The sequence below is a fragment of the Streptomyces sp. NPDC107528 genome (assembly GCF_055639295.1).
This window is the reverse complement of the sequence record NZ_JBVKAV010000015.1, coordinates 209,559-224,549: the sequence shown is the minus strand read 5'-3', so window position 1 is coordinate 224,549 and position 14,991 is coordinate 209,559. Positions and strand designations below refer to the sequence as shown.

The 14,991-nt window shown below is 68.9% G+C and carries 15 protein-coding genes; 7 read left to right on the top strand and 8 right to left on the bottom strand.

Features of this window, described 5'->3' with window-relative positions; translation table 11 throughout:
- Nucleotides 1-34: 34 nt before the first annotated feature.
- From ACZ7L5_RS39335 to ACZ7L5_RS39325, 3 genes are all read right to left on the bottom strand, one after another.
- Nucleotides 35-751, bottom strand: a complete 717-nt coding sequence (locus tag ACZ7L5_RS39335; RefSeq protein ID WP_471523216.1) for an ABC transporter ATP-binding protein — start codon at nucleotides 749-751, stop codon at nucleotides 35-37.
- Nucleotides 752-873: 122 nt separating this feature from the next.
- Complete coding sequence (locus ACZ7L5_RS39330; protein ID WP_471523214.1) at nucleotides 874-1,140, bottom strand: hypothetical protein; 267 nt, start codon at nucleotides 1,138-1,140, stop codon at nucleotides 874-876.
- A 39-nt stretch (nucleotides 1,141-1,179) separates the two neighbouring features.
- Nucleotides 1,180-1,440 (bottom strand): helix-turn-helix domain-containing protein, encoded by a 261-nt coding sequence (locus ACZ7L5_RS39325; RefSeq protein ID WP_471523212.1) that lies wholly within the window; start codon nucleotides 1,438-1,440, stop codon nucleotides 1,180-1,182.
- Between the two features lie 403 nt (nucleotides 1,441-1,843).
- Between ACZ7L5_RS39325 and ACZ7L5_RS39320 the strand changes: the two genes are divergently transcribed.
- Nucleotides 1,844-2,515: a class I SAM-dependent methyltransferase gene (locus tag ACZ7L5_RS39320; protein ID WP_471523210.1), complete on the top strand. Its 672-nt coding sequence runs from the start codon at nucleotides 1,844-1,846 to the stop codon at nucleotides 2,513-2,515.
- A gap of 1 nt (nucleotide 2,516) precedes the next feature.
- Here the strand turns inward: ACZ7L5_RS39320 and ACZ7L5_RS39315 are convergent, their stop codons facing one another.
- The gene (locus ACZ7L5_RS39315) at nucleotides 2,517-2,933 is read right to left on the bottom strand and encodes an ATP-binding protein (protein ID WP_471523208.1); all 417 of its coding nucleotides are present in this window, start codon (nucleotides 2,931-2,933) and stop codon (nucleotides 2,517-2,519) included.
- A 221-nt stretch (nucleotides 2,934-3,154) separates the two neighbouring features.
- Here ACZ7L5_RS39315 and ACZ7L5_RS39310 point away from each other — a divergent pair, with 221 nt between their 5' ends.
- Together ACZ7L5_RS39310 and ACZ7L5_RS39305 are read left to right on the top strand one after the other, a co-directional pair.
- Nucleotides 3,155-3,997: a helix-turn-helix domain-containing protein gene (locus tag ACZ7L5_RS39310; protein ID WP_471523206.1), complete on the top strand. Its 843-nt coding sequence runs from the start codon at nucleotides 3,155-3,157 to the stop codon at nucleotides 3,995-3,997.
- A complete protein-coding gene (locus ACZ7L5_RS39305; protein ID WP_471523204.1) occupies nucleotides 3,997-4,191 on the top strand; it encodes a DUF397 domain-containing protein in 195 nt (64 codons plus the stop codon). Before ACZ7L5_RS39310 ends, ACZ7L5_RS39305 begins: the two co-directional genes overlap by 1 nt.
- On the opposite strand, the gene ACZ7L5_RS39300 is transcribed toward ACZ7L5_RS39305, so the two are convergent.
- From ACZ7L5_RS39300 to ACZ7L5_RS39285, 4 genes are all read right to left on the bottom strand, one after another.
- Nucleotides 4,192-5,262 carry a hypothetical protein gene (locus tag ACZ7L5_RS39300; RefSeq protein ID WP_471523301.1) on the bottom strand — a complete coding sequence of 357 codons (1,071 nt, stop codon included), beginning with the start codon at nucleotides 5,260-5,262 and terminating at the stop codon, nucleotides 4,192-4,194.
- Between the two features lie 162 nt (nucleotides 5,263-5,424).
- Nucleotides 5,425-6,363 carry an N-acetylneuraminate synthase family protein gene (locus tag ACZ7L5_RS39295; RefSeq protein WP_471523202.1) on the bottom strand — a complete coding sequence of 313 codons (939 nt, stop codon included), beginning with the start codon at nucleotides 6,361-6,363 and terminating at the stop codon, nucleotides 5,425-5,427.
- 13 nt (nucleotides 6,364-6,376) lie between these two features.
- Entirely contained in the window at nucleotides 6,377-7,675 is a 1,299-nt protein-coding gene (locus tag ACZ7L5_RS39290; protein WP_471523200.1) for a cytidylyltransferase domain-containing protein, read from the bottom strand.
- Between the two features lie 65 nt (nucleotides 7,676-7,740).
- Complete coding sequence (locus ACZ7L5_RS39285) at nucleotides 7,741-9,054, bottom strand: DUF6716 putative glycosyltransferase (protein WP_471523198.1); 1,314 nt, start codon at nucleotides 9,052-9,054, stop codon at nucleotides 7,741-7,743.
- Nucleotides 9,055-9,252: 198 nt separating this feature from the next.
- Between ACZ7L5_RS39285 and ACZ7L5_RS39280 the strand changes: the two genes are divergently transcribed.
- The 4 genes from ACZ7L5_RS39280 to ACZ7L5_RS39265 all read left to right on the top strand — a co-directional run bounded on the left by ACZ7L5_RS39280 (nucleotide 9,253) and on the right by ACZ7L5_RS39265 (nucleotide 14,846).
- Nucleotides 9,253-10,230: a glycosyltransferase family 2 protein gene (locus tag ACZ7L5_RS39280; RefSeq protein WP_471523196.1), complete on the top strand. Its 978-nt coding sequence runs from the start codon at nucleotides 9,253-9,255 to the stop codon at nucleotides 10,228-10,230.
- Complete coding sequence (locus ACZ7L5_RS39275) at nucleotides 10,227-11,561, top strand: polysialyltransferase family glycosyltransferase (protein WP_471523194.1); 1,335 nt, start codon at nucleotides 10,227-10,229, stop codon at nucleotides 11,559-11,561. The genes ACZ7L5_RS39280 and ACZ7L5_RS39275 overlap by 4 nt, the downstream gene beginning before the upstream one ends.
- A gap of 1,105 nt (nucleotides 11,562-12,666) precedes the next feature.
- A complete protein-coding gene (locus ACZ7L5_RS39270) occupies nucleotides 12,667-13,836 on the top strand; it encodes an acyltransferase family protein (RefSeq protein ID WP_363042497.1) in 1,170 nt (389 codons plus the stop codon).
- Nucleotides 13,837-13,982: 146 nt separating this feature from the next.
- A complete protein-coding gene (locus tag ACZ7L5_RS39265) occupies nucleotides 13,983-14,846 on the top strand; it encodes a sulfotransferase family protein (protein WP_471523299.1) in 864 nt (287 codons plus the stop codon).
- Nucleotides 14,847-14,991: the final 145 nt, after the last annotated feature.

Genomic DNA, 14,991 nt, shown 5'->3' with positions numbered 1-14,991 from the left:
CGCGCCAGGACGGCTGAATGCCGCAGCCTCACGCTCACCGCTCGTCCGATCCGAGGTAGTCGAAGACCATGGCTGCCACCGAACCGTGCTCGGCGATCAGGTCTCGCGTGGGCAGGTCGTACACCACCTGCCCCAGGTCGAGGAACACGATCCGGTCGGCCAGTCGTTCCAGGACGGCGAAGTCATGCGTGCACAGCAGGATGGAGCGGCCCTCGTCGCGGACGTGCCTGAACTCCCTCTCACTGAGGTGGAGCGCTTCGAGATCGATCCCGTTGAGGGTCTCGTCGATCACCGTCAGGGGACGGCGCATGAGCAGCGCGGAGACGAGCTGGGTCTTCTTGCGCATGCCGTGCGAATAGTCCTCGATGAGGTGGTCGTACCGCCCCTCCATCGAGAACTTGCGGAACAGGTCGTGAGCCTCGGCATCGTCCGGTTCGACGCCGAACAGCGTCCCCATCAGGGCGATGTACTCACGGGCGGTGAGGAATTCCGGCAGATAGTCGTTGCTGGACAGATACATGCCCAGGGACTTCGCCTTCGCGGAGGTGTGCTCGTGTCCTCCGATACAGAGGGAACCCGACTGGAGATGCACGAGATCGAAGATGTTCCTGATCAACGTGGACTTGCCGGACCCGTTGGGGCCGACGAGACCGACGATCGTGCCTTCCTCGACCGACAGGGAAACATCGGCGAGAACGTTCACTGTGCCGTCGTAGGAATAGCTGAGATTCTTCACATCCAGCAGGGTCATTCTGCCTTGCTCTTTCACTGAGTCTGCCCAACGGGAGTGCCCAGGCAACCTTGAGCGTTCATGGATAGAGGCTGACTGGGCACTACCGAGAGAGATGCCAGCCGACTAAATGGCAGCAGGCGCTACACGCATTCGAAGCGAACCTTCAGGCCGAAGTTCTTGAATTCCCAGCGGCCGGAGAAGGACTTGTTCTGCTTGACCACGCACCAGACGGCCAGACCGGCAGCGACGGTGGCACCGAGGGCAAGAATTACCGCGACGACGACCAGGAACCAGGCGTCGTAACGGACAAGCGCCTTGTCGAGTTTCGACTGGGCGGATTCGACGGCGCGCGAGGTGATCTGCTGTGCGTAAACAGCGGTATGCGGTGCCAGATCGGTTACGGGCATGTACCTCATCCTTTCGGTTTGATTACACAGGAGAGGTTTTCATCGCCCTGCTGGACCGACCAGTGTCCGAAAGGACACTCTTGGCGAGCGAAGTTCGCGTTTCCTTAGCGCCGCTATGACGGCCGCTTCCGCACACGACGCGATGTCGAGCTTGACGAAAATACTGGCGACATGCTTCTTGGCCGTGCGCTCCGTTACATGGCACCGACGGGCTATGTCCGCGTTCGTCAGGCACTCGCCCAAGGCGACGAGCACGTCGGACTCACGCGGTGTCAGGCGTGTGAGATCTGCGTCGCGCACCCACCGAGGCGCGTCGGCCAGTCCGCAGCAGCCCTCTTCACCTACGTGCTGGGTGCGTCTATCTGATGGCAGGCTCAATGTGGCTCCCCCGTGCCTGTTCACGCTTCGGGGAGCTGGTCGGACCGCCGATAGGCGTCGCCCCCCTGGGCGAATGTGCCCCGGCCGCTCTGGTCAGAGGCTCCGGGGACGAAACCGCGTGAGCGTACCAACCATGATCGCCCGTATCAATTGGTTAGTACTCGGACGCTACGACTGAGTAGCTTGCCCTGGCGCGTGGAGCCCGGCCGTTCGCTCCCTCGACTGCGGCGCCCGGCAGCCCTGGGCGGCCCGTTGACCGGGAACGCCCTGCAACATGCCGGCGAACCCCCGGACTCCCACCCTGCACCCCTCGTAGGGTGCGTCCGTGACTGACGCGCAACCGGAGTTCCTCCGATCCACACGGGCCTCGTACGACGCGATAGCCCTCGCCTACACGGACCGCTTCCCCGACTGGCTGTCCGACAGCCATCCACTGGACCGCTCCCTGATCACCGCCTTCACCGAACTGGCCCGCGAGCACGTCCCGGCCCCCGTCGCCGACCTCGGCAGCGGCCCCGGATACGTCACCGCCCACCTCGACGGGCTCGGCATACCGGTCTTCGGAGTCGACCTCTCGCCGCGGATGGTCGCCCTGGCCCGTGGTGCACATCCCGAACTCCGGTTCCATGTGGGCTCGATGACGTCCCTCGACCTCCCTGCCGACACGTTGGGCGGGATCATCGCGCTGTACTCGGTCATCCACATCCCGACCGAGCATCTGGCGGCCACGTTCGCCGAGTTCCACCGCGTTCTGGTCCCCGGCGGGCACGTACTCCTCGGGTTCCAGTCCGGCAGCCCCGACGGCGACGAGGAGCACCTCCACCTCGCGGAGCGCTTCGGCCAGGAGATCGCGCTCGATTACTACTGGCGCACCCCGGAGGCGGTCGCCGCCCACCTGGCCAAGGCGGACCTGCCGGCCCAGGCCCGCGTGCTGCGGGAGCCGGTCGACGGGGAGGTACGCCCCCGCGCGTTCGTTCTGGCCCGCAAGCAGTCGTGACCTACCTGGCCAGTTCGCACCACACGTATTTGCCCCGGTTGCCGTGCCGGGACAGCGGCTGCCATCCCCACAGGTCGGAGCAGGCCCGGACGAGGGCGAGGCCGCGCCCGTCCTCCAGCTCGGCCGGGTCATCCAACGGCCCTGGCGGTTCCGGCGGTTCCGGATCGGCATCCCAGGCCCCGATCCGCAGCACGCCTGCCGCCCAGCGCACCCGCAGTGCGGCGGGGCCCTTCGTGTGGCGTACGGCGTTGGACACCAGCTCCGTGGCGAGCAGTTCGGCGACATCGACGAGGGTGATCAGGCCGTGCATGGTGAGGATCAGGCGGAGGGTGCGGCGGGAGACGGTGACGGCTCTGAGGTCGTTCGGGATGTAGAGGGAGTACTCCCAGGGCGCGGACTCGGACTCGGTTTCGGGCATGCGTCAGCTCCGGTTCGGTGGTGGGGGGTTGCGGTCGGCGGGCGGTGGCAGTGCCGCAGCCGTCGTGGCAGGACGGAGTGGTGCGCTTCCGGGGCCCCGGGTTCCGCAAAGTGTGCGTCGCGTCACCGACGGTAGGGGTAACTGTTTAGATCCCGCAAGCGGATCACGTAACCTGACCTTCGAACGAGTCGCGTTTGTAGGCGCGTTGAGAGGACCCGTCCGTGGCAAAGAGAACCGAACCGACGGCACGTCAGATGCGCCTGGCGGTCGAGTTGCGCAGACTCCGTGACGCGGCAAGTCTCACATCGCGGGAGGCGGCAGAACTACTGGGAGTGAGCGCTCCGCAGATCAGCCAGATCGAGTCCGGCCTTGCAGGGGTGAGCGAGAAGCGACTACGCCGCCTTGCCGCCAACTACTCATGCACAGATGACGAGCTGATCAACGCTCTGGTGGCCATGGCGACCGGCCGCACGCGGGGTTGGTGGGAGGACTACCGGGGGCTGCTGCCCACACCGTTCCTCGATCTCGCCGAGCTGGAACACCACGCCACGTTCGTACGGGAGGCCCAGTTCCAGTACATCCCCGGCCTGCTCCAAACGGAGGATTACACCCAGGCCGTCTTCGCCTACAGGATCCCGAAGCTGCCGGAAGAGGAGCTTGAGTTGCGCGTCCGGCACCGCATGCAACGCAAGGTGATTCTCGACGGCACATCGTACGAAGCTCTCATCCACGAGGCGGCGCTACGCATCATGGTCGGCGACCGTGCCGCCTCGCGGGCCCAGCTGGCGGAAGTCCTCGAAATCTCCGAAGCGGAACACGTCACCGTACGGGTCATCCCCTTCACCCTGGAGGGGTTCGCCGGCGCCGCGAGCGCCATGCTGCACGCAGGCGGCGCTGTACCCAAGCTGGACACTGTCGTGCGTGACGCCCCCAACGGCGCGGCCTACATCGATTCTGAAGCCCAACTCAGCACGCTTCGAACGCTTTTCCGTAACCTGGAAGCCGCGTCGCTCGATCCCGACAAGTCACGAGACTTGATCAACCGCGTGGCAAAGGAACTGTGATGTCCACTTCTGATGGCTGGCGGAAGTCGTCCTACTCAAGTTTTGGCGACGGAGACTCCTGCGTAGAGATCGCGCACTCCCCCGCACGCATAGCCATACGCGACTCCAAGGACCCGACAGCCGGCACCCTCACCTTCCCGGCCGAGGCCTTCGCCCCTTTCATCGAAGCCCTGAAGGCCCCCTCCACCCCGTGATCACACGGCCGTGACCGCCGACAACCGGTGCACATCCCGCGCCGTCCCCGTGACCCCCGACAAGAACCCCTGCGCCCGAGGCGACGCGTTCTCCGTCAGCCACGCCGGGTCGATGTCGCACACCGCCACCCGGACCTCGGTCCCGGACAGCGCCAGCGGCAAGGTGTGGACGACCGTCGACGGGAAGCTCAGGATCGTACGGCCGATGGGCCCGCGGCGGGCGATCAGCTCCAGCGGCAAATCAGGGCGCACGACCTCCAACCCCGTCTCCACCGCCAGCCGGTGCAGCTTCTCCGCGCTCTCGCGGCGGTGGGCGAAGTAACGCGTGGCGCCGTGCGCCTTGGCCAGGGAGCGGACGGCTTCGAGGTAGCGGTCGCCGTCGACCACGCCCGTTTCGACCAGCGACGTGCCCACCATGTCCGCGCCCTTGGTGATGCGCGGCGGGCCGAAGCGGTCGCGGGTCCACGCGAAGGTGTTGGCGGTGACCGTCACGCCGGCCAGGGTCTCTTCCATCGGCATGGAGGAGAAGATCTCGACCTTGCGGCGCTCGCTCGGCGTCAGACGCTTGCGGGCCGCGGACGACACCGGCGCGAAGACCAGGTCGCGGGGGCCGGGGCGGCCGCCCTTGCGGTGCCAGCGGACCAGGCGCTCGCCGCGGGCGAGTTGGGCGACGAACTCCATGGTCGCCGTGCCGTCGTCGACGACGACGATGTCACGGGCCTTGGTGATGGTCAGCAGGAGTTGTACGTAGCGGGAGAAGGGGTCGCCCAGGACGATCCGGTCGGCACGGCGCAGCAGGCCCGCCAGGCCGCCGATCGTCTGGAAGGGAGCCGCCGGGCCGCCCCGCGCCTCCTCCCAGCGGACCGTGTGCCCCTCCTCGCGCGCCAGTTCGGCCATCCGGCGCAGCTGGCCGCGGGTCATGGGGTCGATCGGGGACAGGACGACGAGGGTGAGTCCCGTGCCGACGGCATGCCGGCGGGCGTGCGCCCACTCCAGCACATTAAGGAGCTGTACCGGGCTCTCGACGAAGGCGAGAGTGTGGGGGCCGGTGTTCCCGGCGCGGGGGCTCATCGACGTACGACCGTCCCGTCGTAAGGCGCTCATGCGGCGCTCGTATTCAGCTCGTGCAGCTCGCGCTGCTCGTGTTCGGGAAGCTCGAAGGGCGCCGAGCCCGAGCGCCCCTGGTCGGGGCACTCGGACATCGGCGCACGTTCGAACTCGGGGCGTTCCGGGTCAGACCGAAACGGGCTCGCCCGCCGCCGCGGCGATCTCCGCCTCGGCGACCACACCGGCGACGCGGCGCAGCTTCTTCATCGGGCCGAGCTCGGAGTCGTAGACCTTCTTGACGCCGTCACCGAGGGAGGCCTCGATGGTGCGGATGTCGCGGACGAGGCGCACCAGGCCCTGCGGCTCGACCGAGGCGGCCTGGTCCGAACCCCACATCGCGCGGTCCAGGGTGATGTGACGCTCGACGAAGACGGCGCCGAGGGCGACCGCGGCCAGCGTGGTCTGCAGGCCCGTCTCGTGGCCGGAGTAGCCGATCGGGACGTTCGGGAACTCCTTCTCCAGCGTGTTGATCACGCGGAGGTTGAGCTCCTCGGCCTTCGCCGGGTACGTCGAGGTGGCGTGGCACATGACGATGTTCTCGGAGCCGAGGACCTCGACCGCGTGGCGGATCTGCTTCGGGGTCGACATGCCGGTGGAGAGGATGACGGCGCGGCCGGTGGCGCGCAGCGCCTTCAGCAGCTCGTCGTCCGTGAGGGACGCGGACGCGACCTTGTGGGCCGGGATGTCGAACTTCTCCAGGAAGGCGACGGCCTCGGTGTCCCACGGGGAGGCGAACCAGTCGATGTTCTTGGACTTGCAGTACTCGTCGATCTGGCGGTACTCGTCCTCACCGAACTCCACGCGGTGGCGGTAGTCGATGTAGGTCATCCGGCCCCAGGGGGTGTCGCGCTCGATGTCCCACTGGTCGCGCGGGGTGCAGATCTCCGGCGTGCGCTTCTGGAACTTCACGGCGTCACAGCCGGCCTCGGCGGCCACGTCGATGAGCTTGAAGGCGTTCTCCAGCTCACCGTTGTGGTTGATGCCGATCTCGCCGCAGATGTAGACGGGCTTGCCGGGGCCGACTTCACGCGAACCGAAGTTGCGCAGGCGGGAGTAGGTGCTCATGGCAGACATGTCCTTACTTGGTGAGGGAATCGAGAGAGGGGCCGAGGATCCAGCTGGCGATCTCTCGGATTGCGCCGTCGCCACCGGGGGTGGTGGTGACCGCGCGTGCGGCGCCGCGCACGACGTCGTGGGCGCTCGCGACCGCCACGGGCCAGCCCACGAGGGCGAAGCACGGGAGGTCGTTGACGTCGTTGCCGACGTAGAGCACGCGCTCAGGCGCGATGCCCTGCTCCTCGCACCACTGCTTGAGTGCGAGGTCCTTCCGGTCGATGCCGTGCATCACGGGAATCTGCAGCTTCCGTGCGCGGGCGGCGACGACCGGGTTCTGCTCCGTGGAGAGGATGAGCATCTTGAGCCCGCTCTTGCGCAGGGCTCCGATGCCGAGGCCGTCTCCGCGGTGCACGGAGACGAACTCCTTTCCATCGGCATCGATCAGCACCCTGTCGTCTGTCTGGGTGCCGTCGAAGTCCAGTACGACCGCGTCGATGTCGTCGGCGGTCGGGAGTGCGCCGGGCCGGTCCGCGTCGAACAGCGGGGCCAGCGCGCGGGCGCGGGCCAGGTCGTGGGGATCGTCGATCTCCAGGACCCGGGCGGGGTCGGTGCGCACGAGTTCGGTGCGGCCGAAGAAGCGGTGCTTGTGCTCGCGGAAGCCGGCGGCGTCCATCGCGTAGGCGGCGCCGGTCTCCAGGAAGTCCTGGGGGCGGTCCTGGCGGCGCGGGCGGAAGGACTTGTCGTGGTTGACGCCGTAGCCGCCGCTGGTGGTGGTGCGGGTGGTGACGGTGTCGGTGCCGCCCTCGGCGGCCTCGCGCTCGGTGCGCAGGGCGGCCGGCTCGTCGTCGCCGTGGCGCCATACGAAGCCGTGGAAGGGCGCGACGGTCAGGGCCGTGTCGGCGCCGTTGGCGACGATCGCCTTGACGACGCCGTCGAGGTCCTCGCGGATGATGAACGGGCTGGTGCACTGCACGAGCAGGACCACGTCCACCGGCGAGCCGTGCAGCGCCTCGTGGGCGTCCATGGCGTGCAGGACGGCGGCCTCGGAGGTGGCGGTGTCGCCGGCGATGGCGGCGGGGCGCAGCACGACCTCGGCGCCGGCCTGGCGGGCGGCGGCCGCGATGCCCTGGTCGTCGGTGGAGACGACGACGTCCGTGACCAGCCGCGAGGCCCGGCACTCACGCACGGCACGCGACACCAGCGGTACGCCGCCGACGGGCATGAGGTTCTTCGCGGGCACGCCCTTGGAGCCGCCGCGCGCGGGGATCACGGCGAGCACCCTGGGCACCGAGGTGCCTTGACCTGCTTCCGGGTTGGACATGGGCTCCACTCCTTGGGCTCCTTGCAAAGGCTTCGGGGCGCGTCCCGGCGCCCCCATCGGGTCGCTCACAGCTCCCCCATCCGCCGGATGACGGGGGCCACGCGCTGCACGCCGTGCCGGTAGGCGCCGCGCGCCGCCCGGCGCACGATCTGCCGGACGGGGCCGGGCTCCCTGTCGTGGGCGGGGGCGCCGGGCAGCGGGCTGCCGTCCGGGCCGAGGTGGTGGCGGGCGAGGATGCCGGGCAGATAGCCGGGCGCGGTGGCCGGTGTGTAGTACGGCGTGAGGGCGGGCAGACCGCCCGGACGTTCCAGCAGCTTGGTGATGCGCTCGCGGGCCGCGTCGAAGGCGGTGTCGTACGAGCCGTCGGCGCAGACGCCCTGCCGGGAGACCCATTCCTCGTCGGGCGTCGGGCTGTGCCCGTCGTCCAGCTGGTCCCAGGAGGCGAGGCAGCCGGAGCCCACGAAGTGGTGGTTGCCGAGCACCTCGCGCACGCCGAGGTCGCTGAGGACGACGGTGGGGATACGGCGGTGCAGCGATTCCAGCGCCGCCGTGGAGCTGATCGTGACCAGCAGGTCGGTGCGGTCGAGGACCTCGCCCATGTTCCCGTACACCAGTTTGAAGTTGGCCGGCGGGTCGAGCCGCTGGACCAGCTTCTGGTACGGCAACTCCTCGATGTGCGTGGTGTGTTCGCCCGGCTTGGAGCGCAGCTTGAGCAGCACCTCGCGCTCGGGGTGCCTGCGGGCGTGCTGGATGAGCCGGTTCAGCAGGTACGTACGGTCCTTGCGGCTGTCCGGCACGGAGGGCTGGGCGGCGAAGACGACCGTGTACGGGTCGTGCTCGCCGGGATAGGGCGCGCCGCCGAGGAACGGCAGGGCGACCTCGGTCACCGCGGAGGAGTCGGCGGCGACTCCGTCGTACACCGCGCGGAAACGCTCGGCGTCCTGGCGGGAGTTGGCGAGGACGAGGTCCGCGCCGTGCCGCAGCAGCAGGCCGTCGGCGAGCTTCTCGTAGACGACACCGACGTAGCCGGTGACGACCACGGGCCGCTCGGGCTGCTCTTCCCAGACCCGCTTGAGGCCGTGCAGCATGGCCTGTACGCCCCCGCCGACGAGGGCGAGGACCAGGACGTCGTACGACTCCTGCGCCATGGTGCGCAGGAACTCGACGGCGCTCACCTCACGGAGGGAGTCGGCGTGGACGCCCACCTCCTGGAGCTGGCGGGCGGTGGGGGTGGCCCGGCCACGCAGGAGGAATCCGTCCAGACGGATGTCCGAATCCTCCTGGGAGATACGGTTCGCGGTGAGCGCGCCCCATTTCCACCGGGTATCGGAATCTGCGAGGACGGCAACTCGTCGGGTCTTCGTCGCACTTGCTGGCACACCGAAGACGCTAGGAAGCCTTTTCGAGGTTCTGCCCAACCAGAATGCAACAGACGGTTAACAGCACATCGACGAACGGCGAATCGAGCCGGGAACGGGCTGTAAAAAAGCCCGGTTCACGGCTTCGCCACACGTCGTTCACCTCGATTCAAGGCGATCGTCAAGACGAATGACGGGCTTCGTCCTAACGTCCATTGCGTGGTCAAGCTCTCCGTCATCGTGCCGTTCTACAACGTGCAGCAATACGCGCCCGACACCCTGAGGAGCCTGCGTGCGAACGCACGCGAGGACTTCGAATTCATTCTCGTCGACGACTGCTCGCGCGACGGGACGCCAGAGATCCTCGCGCGCGCGGAACGCGAGTTGCCAGGCGCGGTACATGTCAGACACGAGAAGAACGGGGGACTGGCGACCGCGCGCAACACCGGTATCGACCGCGCGCGCGGCGAGTACCTGACGTTCCTGGACGGCGACGACTGGCTCGCCCCCGGCTACTACCCCCGGCTGGTCGCCGCGATCGAGGAGTTGGGCTGCGACTTCCTGCGCACCGACCACGTCCAGTGCACGGCACGGGCACGCGCTGTGCACCGGGTGCCGCACGGGCGCCGGAACGTCGTGATGACTCCGCGCGAGGCGATCCTGCCCGCCGACCGTTCCACCTCAGTCGACTATGCGTACGCCTGGGCGGGGATCTACCACCGCCGACTGGTCGACAAGGGGGTGCTGCACTTCACCGACGGGCTCCGCACGGCCGAGGACCGGCCGTGGATCTGGAAGCTGCACCGGGAGGCCGATTCCTTCGCCGCGGTGAGCCTGCTCGGGGTCTTCTACCGGCGTGGTGTCGCCTCGTCACTCACCCAGATCGGTGATGTGCGCCAACTCGATTTCATTCGTGCGTTCGACCAGGTCATCGAGGAAACCGCGCAGGACCGGGATGCGGACAAACTCCTGCCGAAGGCCGTGCGTACTTATTGCGCCATCATTTCCCATCATCTGGGATCCATCGAAAGGTTCGAGCCCGCGGTGGCGAAAAAGCTGAAATCCATGAGTGCCGCGGCCCTGCGCCGCATGCCGCAGAACGTCCTCGACGAGGCGCTGGACTCCATGGACATCCAGCGCGCCACGCGGCTGCGCCGGCTGCGTCGCCGTCCCGCCCCCGCGGGGGTCGCCGCGTGACCACCCAGATCTTCCAGGCGTCCACCCTCTACGGCGTGGCCACCCTCGCCACGGCCCTGGACTCCGGCTGCTTCCGCCCCGCCGACCGGCGCATCCTGCTGGTCTGCAACAACGCCGCCACGCCCGAGACGACGCCCGGCCTCGACGAGATGCCGGGTTTCGAGCGGCTGCGTGAGCGCTTCGACGACGTGCTGTCGTACAACGAGACGATCTTCCCCTTCCACCCCGGTGGCTGGGCGCCGCGGCAGGACGATCTGCCGCTGTGGGAGAGGTTCCTGCGCCACGAGTGGCAACTCGGCGAGGACGACGTCGAGTTGGCGGTGGAGTCGATCCAGGTCCACCCGTCCCTGGGCATCGCGCAGATCTTCACCGGTGCGCCGGTCACCGTCTACGCCGACGGCCTGATGAGCTACGGACCCACCCGTAACAAGATCGACCCGCTGGTCGGCACCCGCGTGGACCGGGTGCTCCACCTCGACCTGGTGCCCGGTCTGAAGCCGCTGCTGCTCACCGAGTTCGGTGTGCCGGCGGAGATCGTGCCGACTCCGGCCATCACCAAGGTGCTGGCGGAACTCGTCGCTTCCGGTGACGCGCTGCCGGAGATCGAGGAACCCGCGCTGCTGCTCGGCCAGTACCTCTCCGCGCTCGGCATCCTCAGCGATGACGAGGAGGAGGACCTGCATGTGCGGATGCTGAAGGGCGCAGTCGGGCTGGGCCACGACAAGGTGGTGTTCAAGCCGCACCCCTCGGCTCCGGCCCGTTTCACCCGCAGCATGGAGAAGGAGGCGGAGAAGCTCGGCGTCGAGCTCACCGTGCTCGACACGCCGGTTCTCGCCGAGGTGCTGTACCAGCGGATGCGGCCCGCGCTGGTGGTGGGCTGCTTCTCGACTGCCCTGCTCACCGCGTCCGCGCTGTACGGCCTGCCGGTCGCGCAGGTGGGCACCGAGCTGCTGCTGGAGCGGCTGACGCCGTACGAGAACAGCAACCGGGTGCCGGTCACGATCGTGCACGCGCTGCTTCCGGAGCTGGGCGACCGTAGCGCGGTCACCGAGCAGCGCCGGAGCATGGACGTCGATGCGCTGGGGGCGCTGGTGCGTGCGGTGGGCTTCGCGATGCAGCCGAAGATCCTGCCGGGGCTGCGCGAGGAGACGGAGCGCTACCTGTCCAAGAACCTGAGCGAGCGGACGCTCCGCTACTTCAAGCGCAAGCGCCTGACATCCCTGGCCTTGCCCGGCGGCCTCCCGGCCCAGCTGTCCTTCATCCCCCGCAACGCCACGGTCCGCCGCGTGGCCCGAAAGGCGCGCAACCTGCGGCGGGCGGTACGCCGCTAGGGCCTGGCCGGCGGCTCGGCGTGTCCCCACCCCCCGCCCTGGGCCCTCGGCCACGGGAGCGCCTTCGGCTGCCGGCCGCGGAAGGACGGCAACGCTGCGAGACGCCCCGCAAGGCGGCGCACGCCGGGCGGCGTCCAACTGATGGCCGGGCGTGGAGACTCTCCGGCTGCCGGTCGCCGAAGGACGACAGCGCTGCGAGACGCCTCGCGCAGGGCTGCGCACGCCGGGCGGCGTCCAACTGATGGCCGGGCGTGGAGACTCTCCGGCTACCCGGTCGCCGAAGGACGACAGCGCTGCGAGACGCCTCGCGCAGGGCTGCGCACGCCGGGCGGCGTCCAACTGATGGCCGGGCGTGGAGACTCTCCGGCTGCCGGCCACGGAAGGACGGCAACGCTGCGGGGCGCCCCGCGCAGGGCTGCGCACGCCGGGCGGCGTCCAACTGATGGCCGGGCGTGAGACTCTCCGGCTGCCGGTCGCGGCAGGGCAGCGGCGCGGAGGGGGGCCACCCGTGAGGCTCGCCGAGCACGAGCGGTGTCCAACTGGACGAGGGTGGCGGCGATGCACGCGGAGCCTCCGGCCGCCGGACGCAAGAGCGCCGTAGCGCGATGGGTGCCCCGTCCCCGCAGGGTGGCGCTACCCGGCGGGTCGGTGCGGGCTGTCCGCCAGCCCGGGCAGGGGTGGGCCGCACGGCCGACACCGTGGCCCGCCGGGGCCGACGCTCAAGCAGCGCGGGCTGCTTTCCGGTTCCCCCGGCCGGCGCAGTCATCCGCCCTGGGGCGGCCGCCGGCAGCGCCAACGGGGTCAGCAGCCCGTCCTTGACGGGGTTTGCGACGCGCTCCTCTTCGGGCAGATGTTCAACTCCCCTCACCCACCCTGGGCCGCCGAGACACGGCACCCCCGCGTCGCCGGAACGACACTCCGTCTATGCGGCGTTTTCACAATCGCGAGGCGTCGCGCGGGTGGGGCCGGTGGGGTCGGAGTTGGAAGCGACGCGTAGGTGAACTCGCGCGGACGGCGCGGCGAATCTTGCTCCGCTCGCCGAAGTGGGCGCTTGGATTCGGACTAGTGTGCTGTGGTCCGGCTGAATCCCAGCGAGGGGAATCCTGTGATCGACACGCCCGAGGACACCAAAGTGACCTCCACGGGCACCGTGGTACGCACCGTCCTCCCACCGGTCGCCTCGTCCCGCCCACCCAAGCCGGACAAGCCCCGCGAGCCCCGGTTGCGCGCACTGGACGGACTGCGCCTGATCGCCGCGCTGATGGTGGCGGCGTACCACTACGGCGGACGCGGCGGCGAGGTCACCGACGCCTGGGGAAGCTCGCCGCAGCAGCAGTTCCCCACGCTGCACGGCTACTTCGCGTACGGCTGCCTGGGCGTCCAGGTGTTCTTCGTGATCAGCGGGTTCGTGATCTGCATGAGCGGCTGGGGCAGGCCGCTGAAGTCGTTCTTCGCGTCCCGCGCCGCCCGGCTGCTGCCGGCCTACTGGGCGGCCATCATCATCGTGACGCTCGTCTTCGCACTGCCGGTCGTCACCTACAAGGCGGTGTCCCCCAGCGACGCCCTGGTGAACCTGACGATGCTTCAGCAGCCGCTGGGCGTCGACCGGGTGCTCGGCGTGTGCTGGACCCTGTGGGCGGAGATCCGTTTCTACGCCCTGTTCGCGCTGTGCGTCGTACTGCCCGGCGCGACCCGCCGCCGCGTGATCCTGTTCTGCGCCGTCTGGACCCTCGCCGCTGTCATCACGGAGGGCGCGCAACAGCCGCTCCTCGACATCGTCCTGATGCCCGAGTACGCCCCGTACTTCATCGGCGGCGTCGGCCTGTACCTGGTGCACCGCGACCGCAAGGACGCGTACGCCTGGGGCATCGTGATCGTGAGCTGGCTGATCGGCCAGCACTACGCGGTGTCGCGGCTGTGGCACGCCCCCGACGTCGACGCCTTCTCCTACCGCAGCTCCTTCGGCATCATGCTGGTGGTCACCCTGGGCTACGTCGCCGTGGCCGCGATCGCGCTGGGCTGGCTGCACTGGGCCAACTGGCGCTGGCTGACGGTCGCGGGCGCCCTGACGTACCCCTTCTACCTCGTGCACGAGCACCTGGGCTGGGTCGTCATCAAGGCACTCCACCAGGGGCTGAACATCCCGTCGTACGCCACCGTCCTGCTGACCGTCGGCGCGATGCTGCTGCTCGCCCGGCTGCTCAACCGGTACGTGGAGGACTGGGCCACTCCGCTGATTCGTCGCAAGCTGGCCTCGATTCCCAGGAAGAATTAAGGAAGCGGTAAGACACCTGGTCAGCGGGGATGTGCGCATGCACGTCCCCGCTTCGCTTCTCCTGCGCGCCATCTGCCGTTCAACTGCCGCCCCTGGGATGCGGAGGCACAGCGCGAGAGAAAGGTGTCACCGTGCGAGACCCTCGGATGACGGCGATCAGCAAGGGACTGAAGCGTCGGGGCAGGCTGATGATGCAGGCCGTGAGCCCGCCGCGCGGGAACCTCAACGCCGTCCCCTCGCCCCGCAGCGCGGATGACTCCGAAGCCGGCTACACCGCCCCGCCCGCTCCACGCCTGGTGGAGTCGCCGGTCTTCGTCCTGTCCTCGGTGCGTTCCGGCTCGACGCTGCTGCGGGTGCTGCTGAACAGCCACAGCCGGATCCGGGCCCCGCACGAGATGCATCTGCGCACGCTGCACGTGCACCTGTCCCGCGAGTTCACCGCGGCCGCCATGAGGGAGCTGGAGCTCGACAAGGACGAGCTGGAGCACCTGCTGTGGGACCGGGTCCTGCACCTGGAGCTCACCCGCAGCGGCAAGGACGTCATCGTCGACAAGACCCCGCCGAACACCCTCATCTGGCCCCGGCTGCACCGATGTTGGCCCCAGGCACGCCACATCCTCCTGCTGCGCCACCCCGCCGCCGTGATCGCGTCCCTGACCAGCCGCCGGGCGGACCCCGACCACGAGGCCGTCCGCGCCGAGGTCCTCGGCTACAGCGAGAAGCTGGAGGAGGCGCGGCAGAACCTCGACGCCCATGTGATCCGGTACGAGGAGCTGACCGCGGATCCGGAGCGGGTCACCCGCGGCATCTGCGCCCATCTCGGCCTTCCGTGGGAGCCCGGCATGCTCGACTACGGCGCACAGGACCACGGCACGCTCCGCCCCCAGCTCGGCGACTGGTCCAGCACCCTCAAGTCCGGCCGGATCCAGCCCGCCCGCACCGCCCACCCGGACGTCGAGCTTCCGCAACGGCTGGCAGAATTGGCCCGCGCATGGGGCTATCCGGACTGAAAACCCGCTGGTCGAGACCCCACTGAGCGCGGCCTGCCGGGGCCCGGCGATCCGGTACACCGCACGGAAACCGATGAGCCCCCCGTTGACCATGCGATGTTGTCCTGCCGTTCATCGCACAGCTGGTTTGGCGTATTCGCACGGG

Coding starts and splice junctions, on each gene's coding strand:
- ACZ7L5_RS39315 (WP_471523208.1), bottom strand. CDS start 2,933: ATGCCCGAAACCGAGTCCGAGTCCGCGCCCTGGGAGTACTCCCTCTAC.
- ACZ7L5_RS39305 (WP_471523204.1), top strand. CDS start 3,997: ATGTCCACTTCTGATGGCTGGCGGAAGTCGTCCTACTCAAGTTTTGGC.
- ACZ7L5_RS39295 (WP_471523202.1), bottom strand. CDS start 6,363: ATGAGCACCTACTCCCGCCTGCGCAACTTCGGTTCGCGTGAAGTCGGC.
- ACZ7L5_RS39335 (WP_471523216.1), bottom strand. CDS start 751: ATGACCCTGCTGGATGTGAAGAATCTCAGCTATTCCTACGACGGCACA.
- ACZ7L5_RS39330 (WP_471523214.1), bottom strand. CDS start 1,140: ATGCCCGTAACCGATCTGGCACCGCATACCGCTGTTTACGCACAGCAG.
- ACZ7L5_RS39265 (WP_471523299.1), top strand. CDS start 13,983: ATGACGGCGATCAGCAAGGGACTGAAGCGTCGGGGCAGGCTGATGATG.
- ACZ7L5_RS39300 (WP_471523301.1), bottom strand. CDS start 5,262: ATGAGCCCCCGCGCCGGGAACACCGGCCCCCACACTCTCGCCTTCGTC.
- ACZ7L5_RS39290 (WP_471523200.1), bottom strand. CDS start 7,675: ATGTCCAACCCGGAAGCAGGTCAAGGCACCTCGGTGCCCAGGGTGCTC.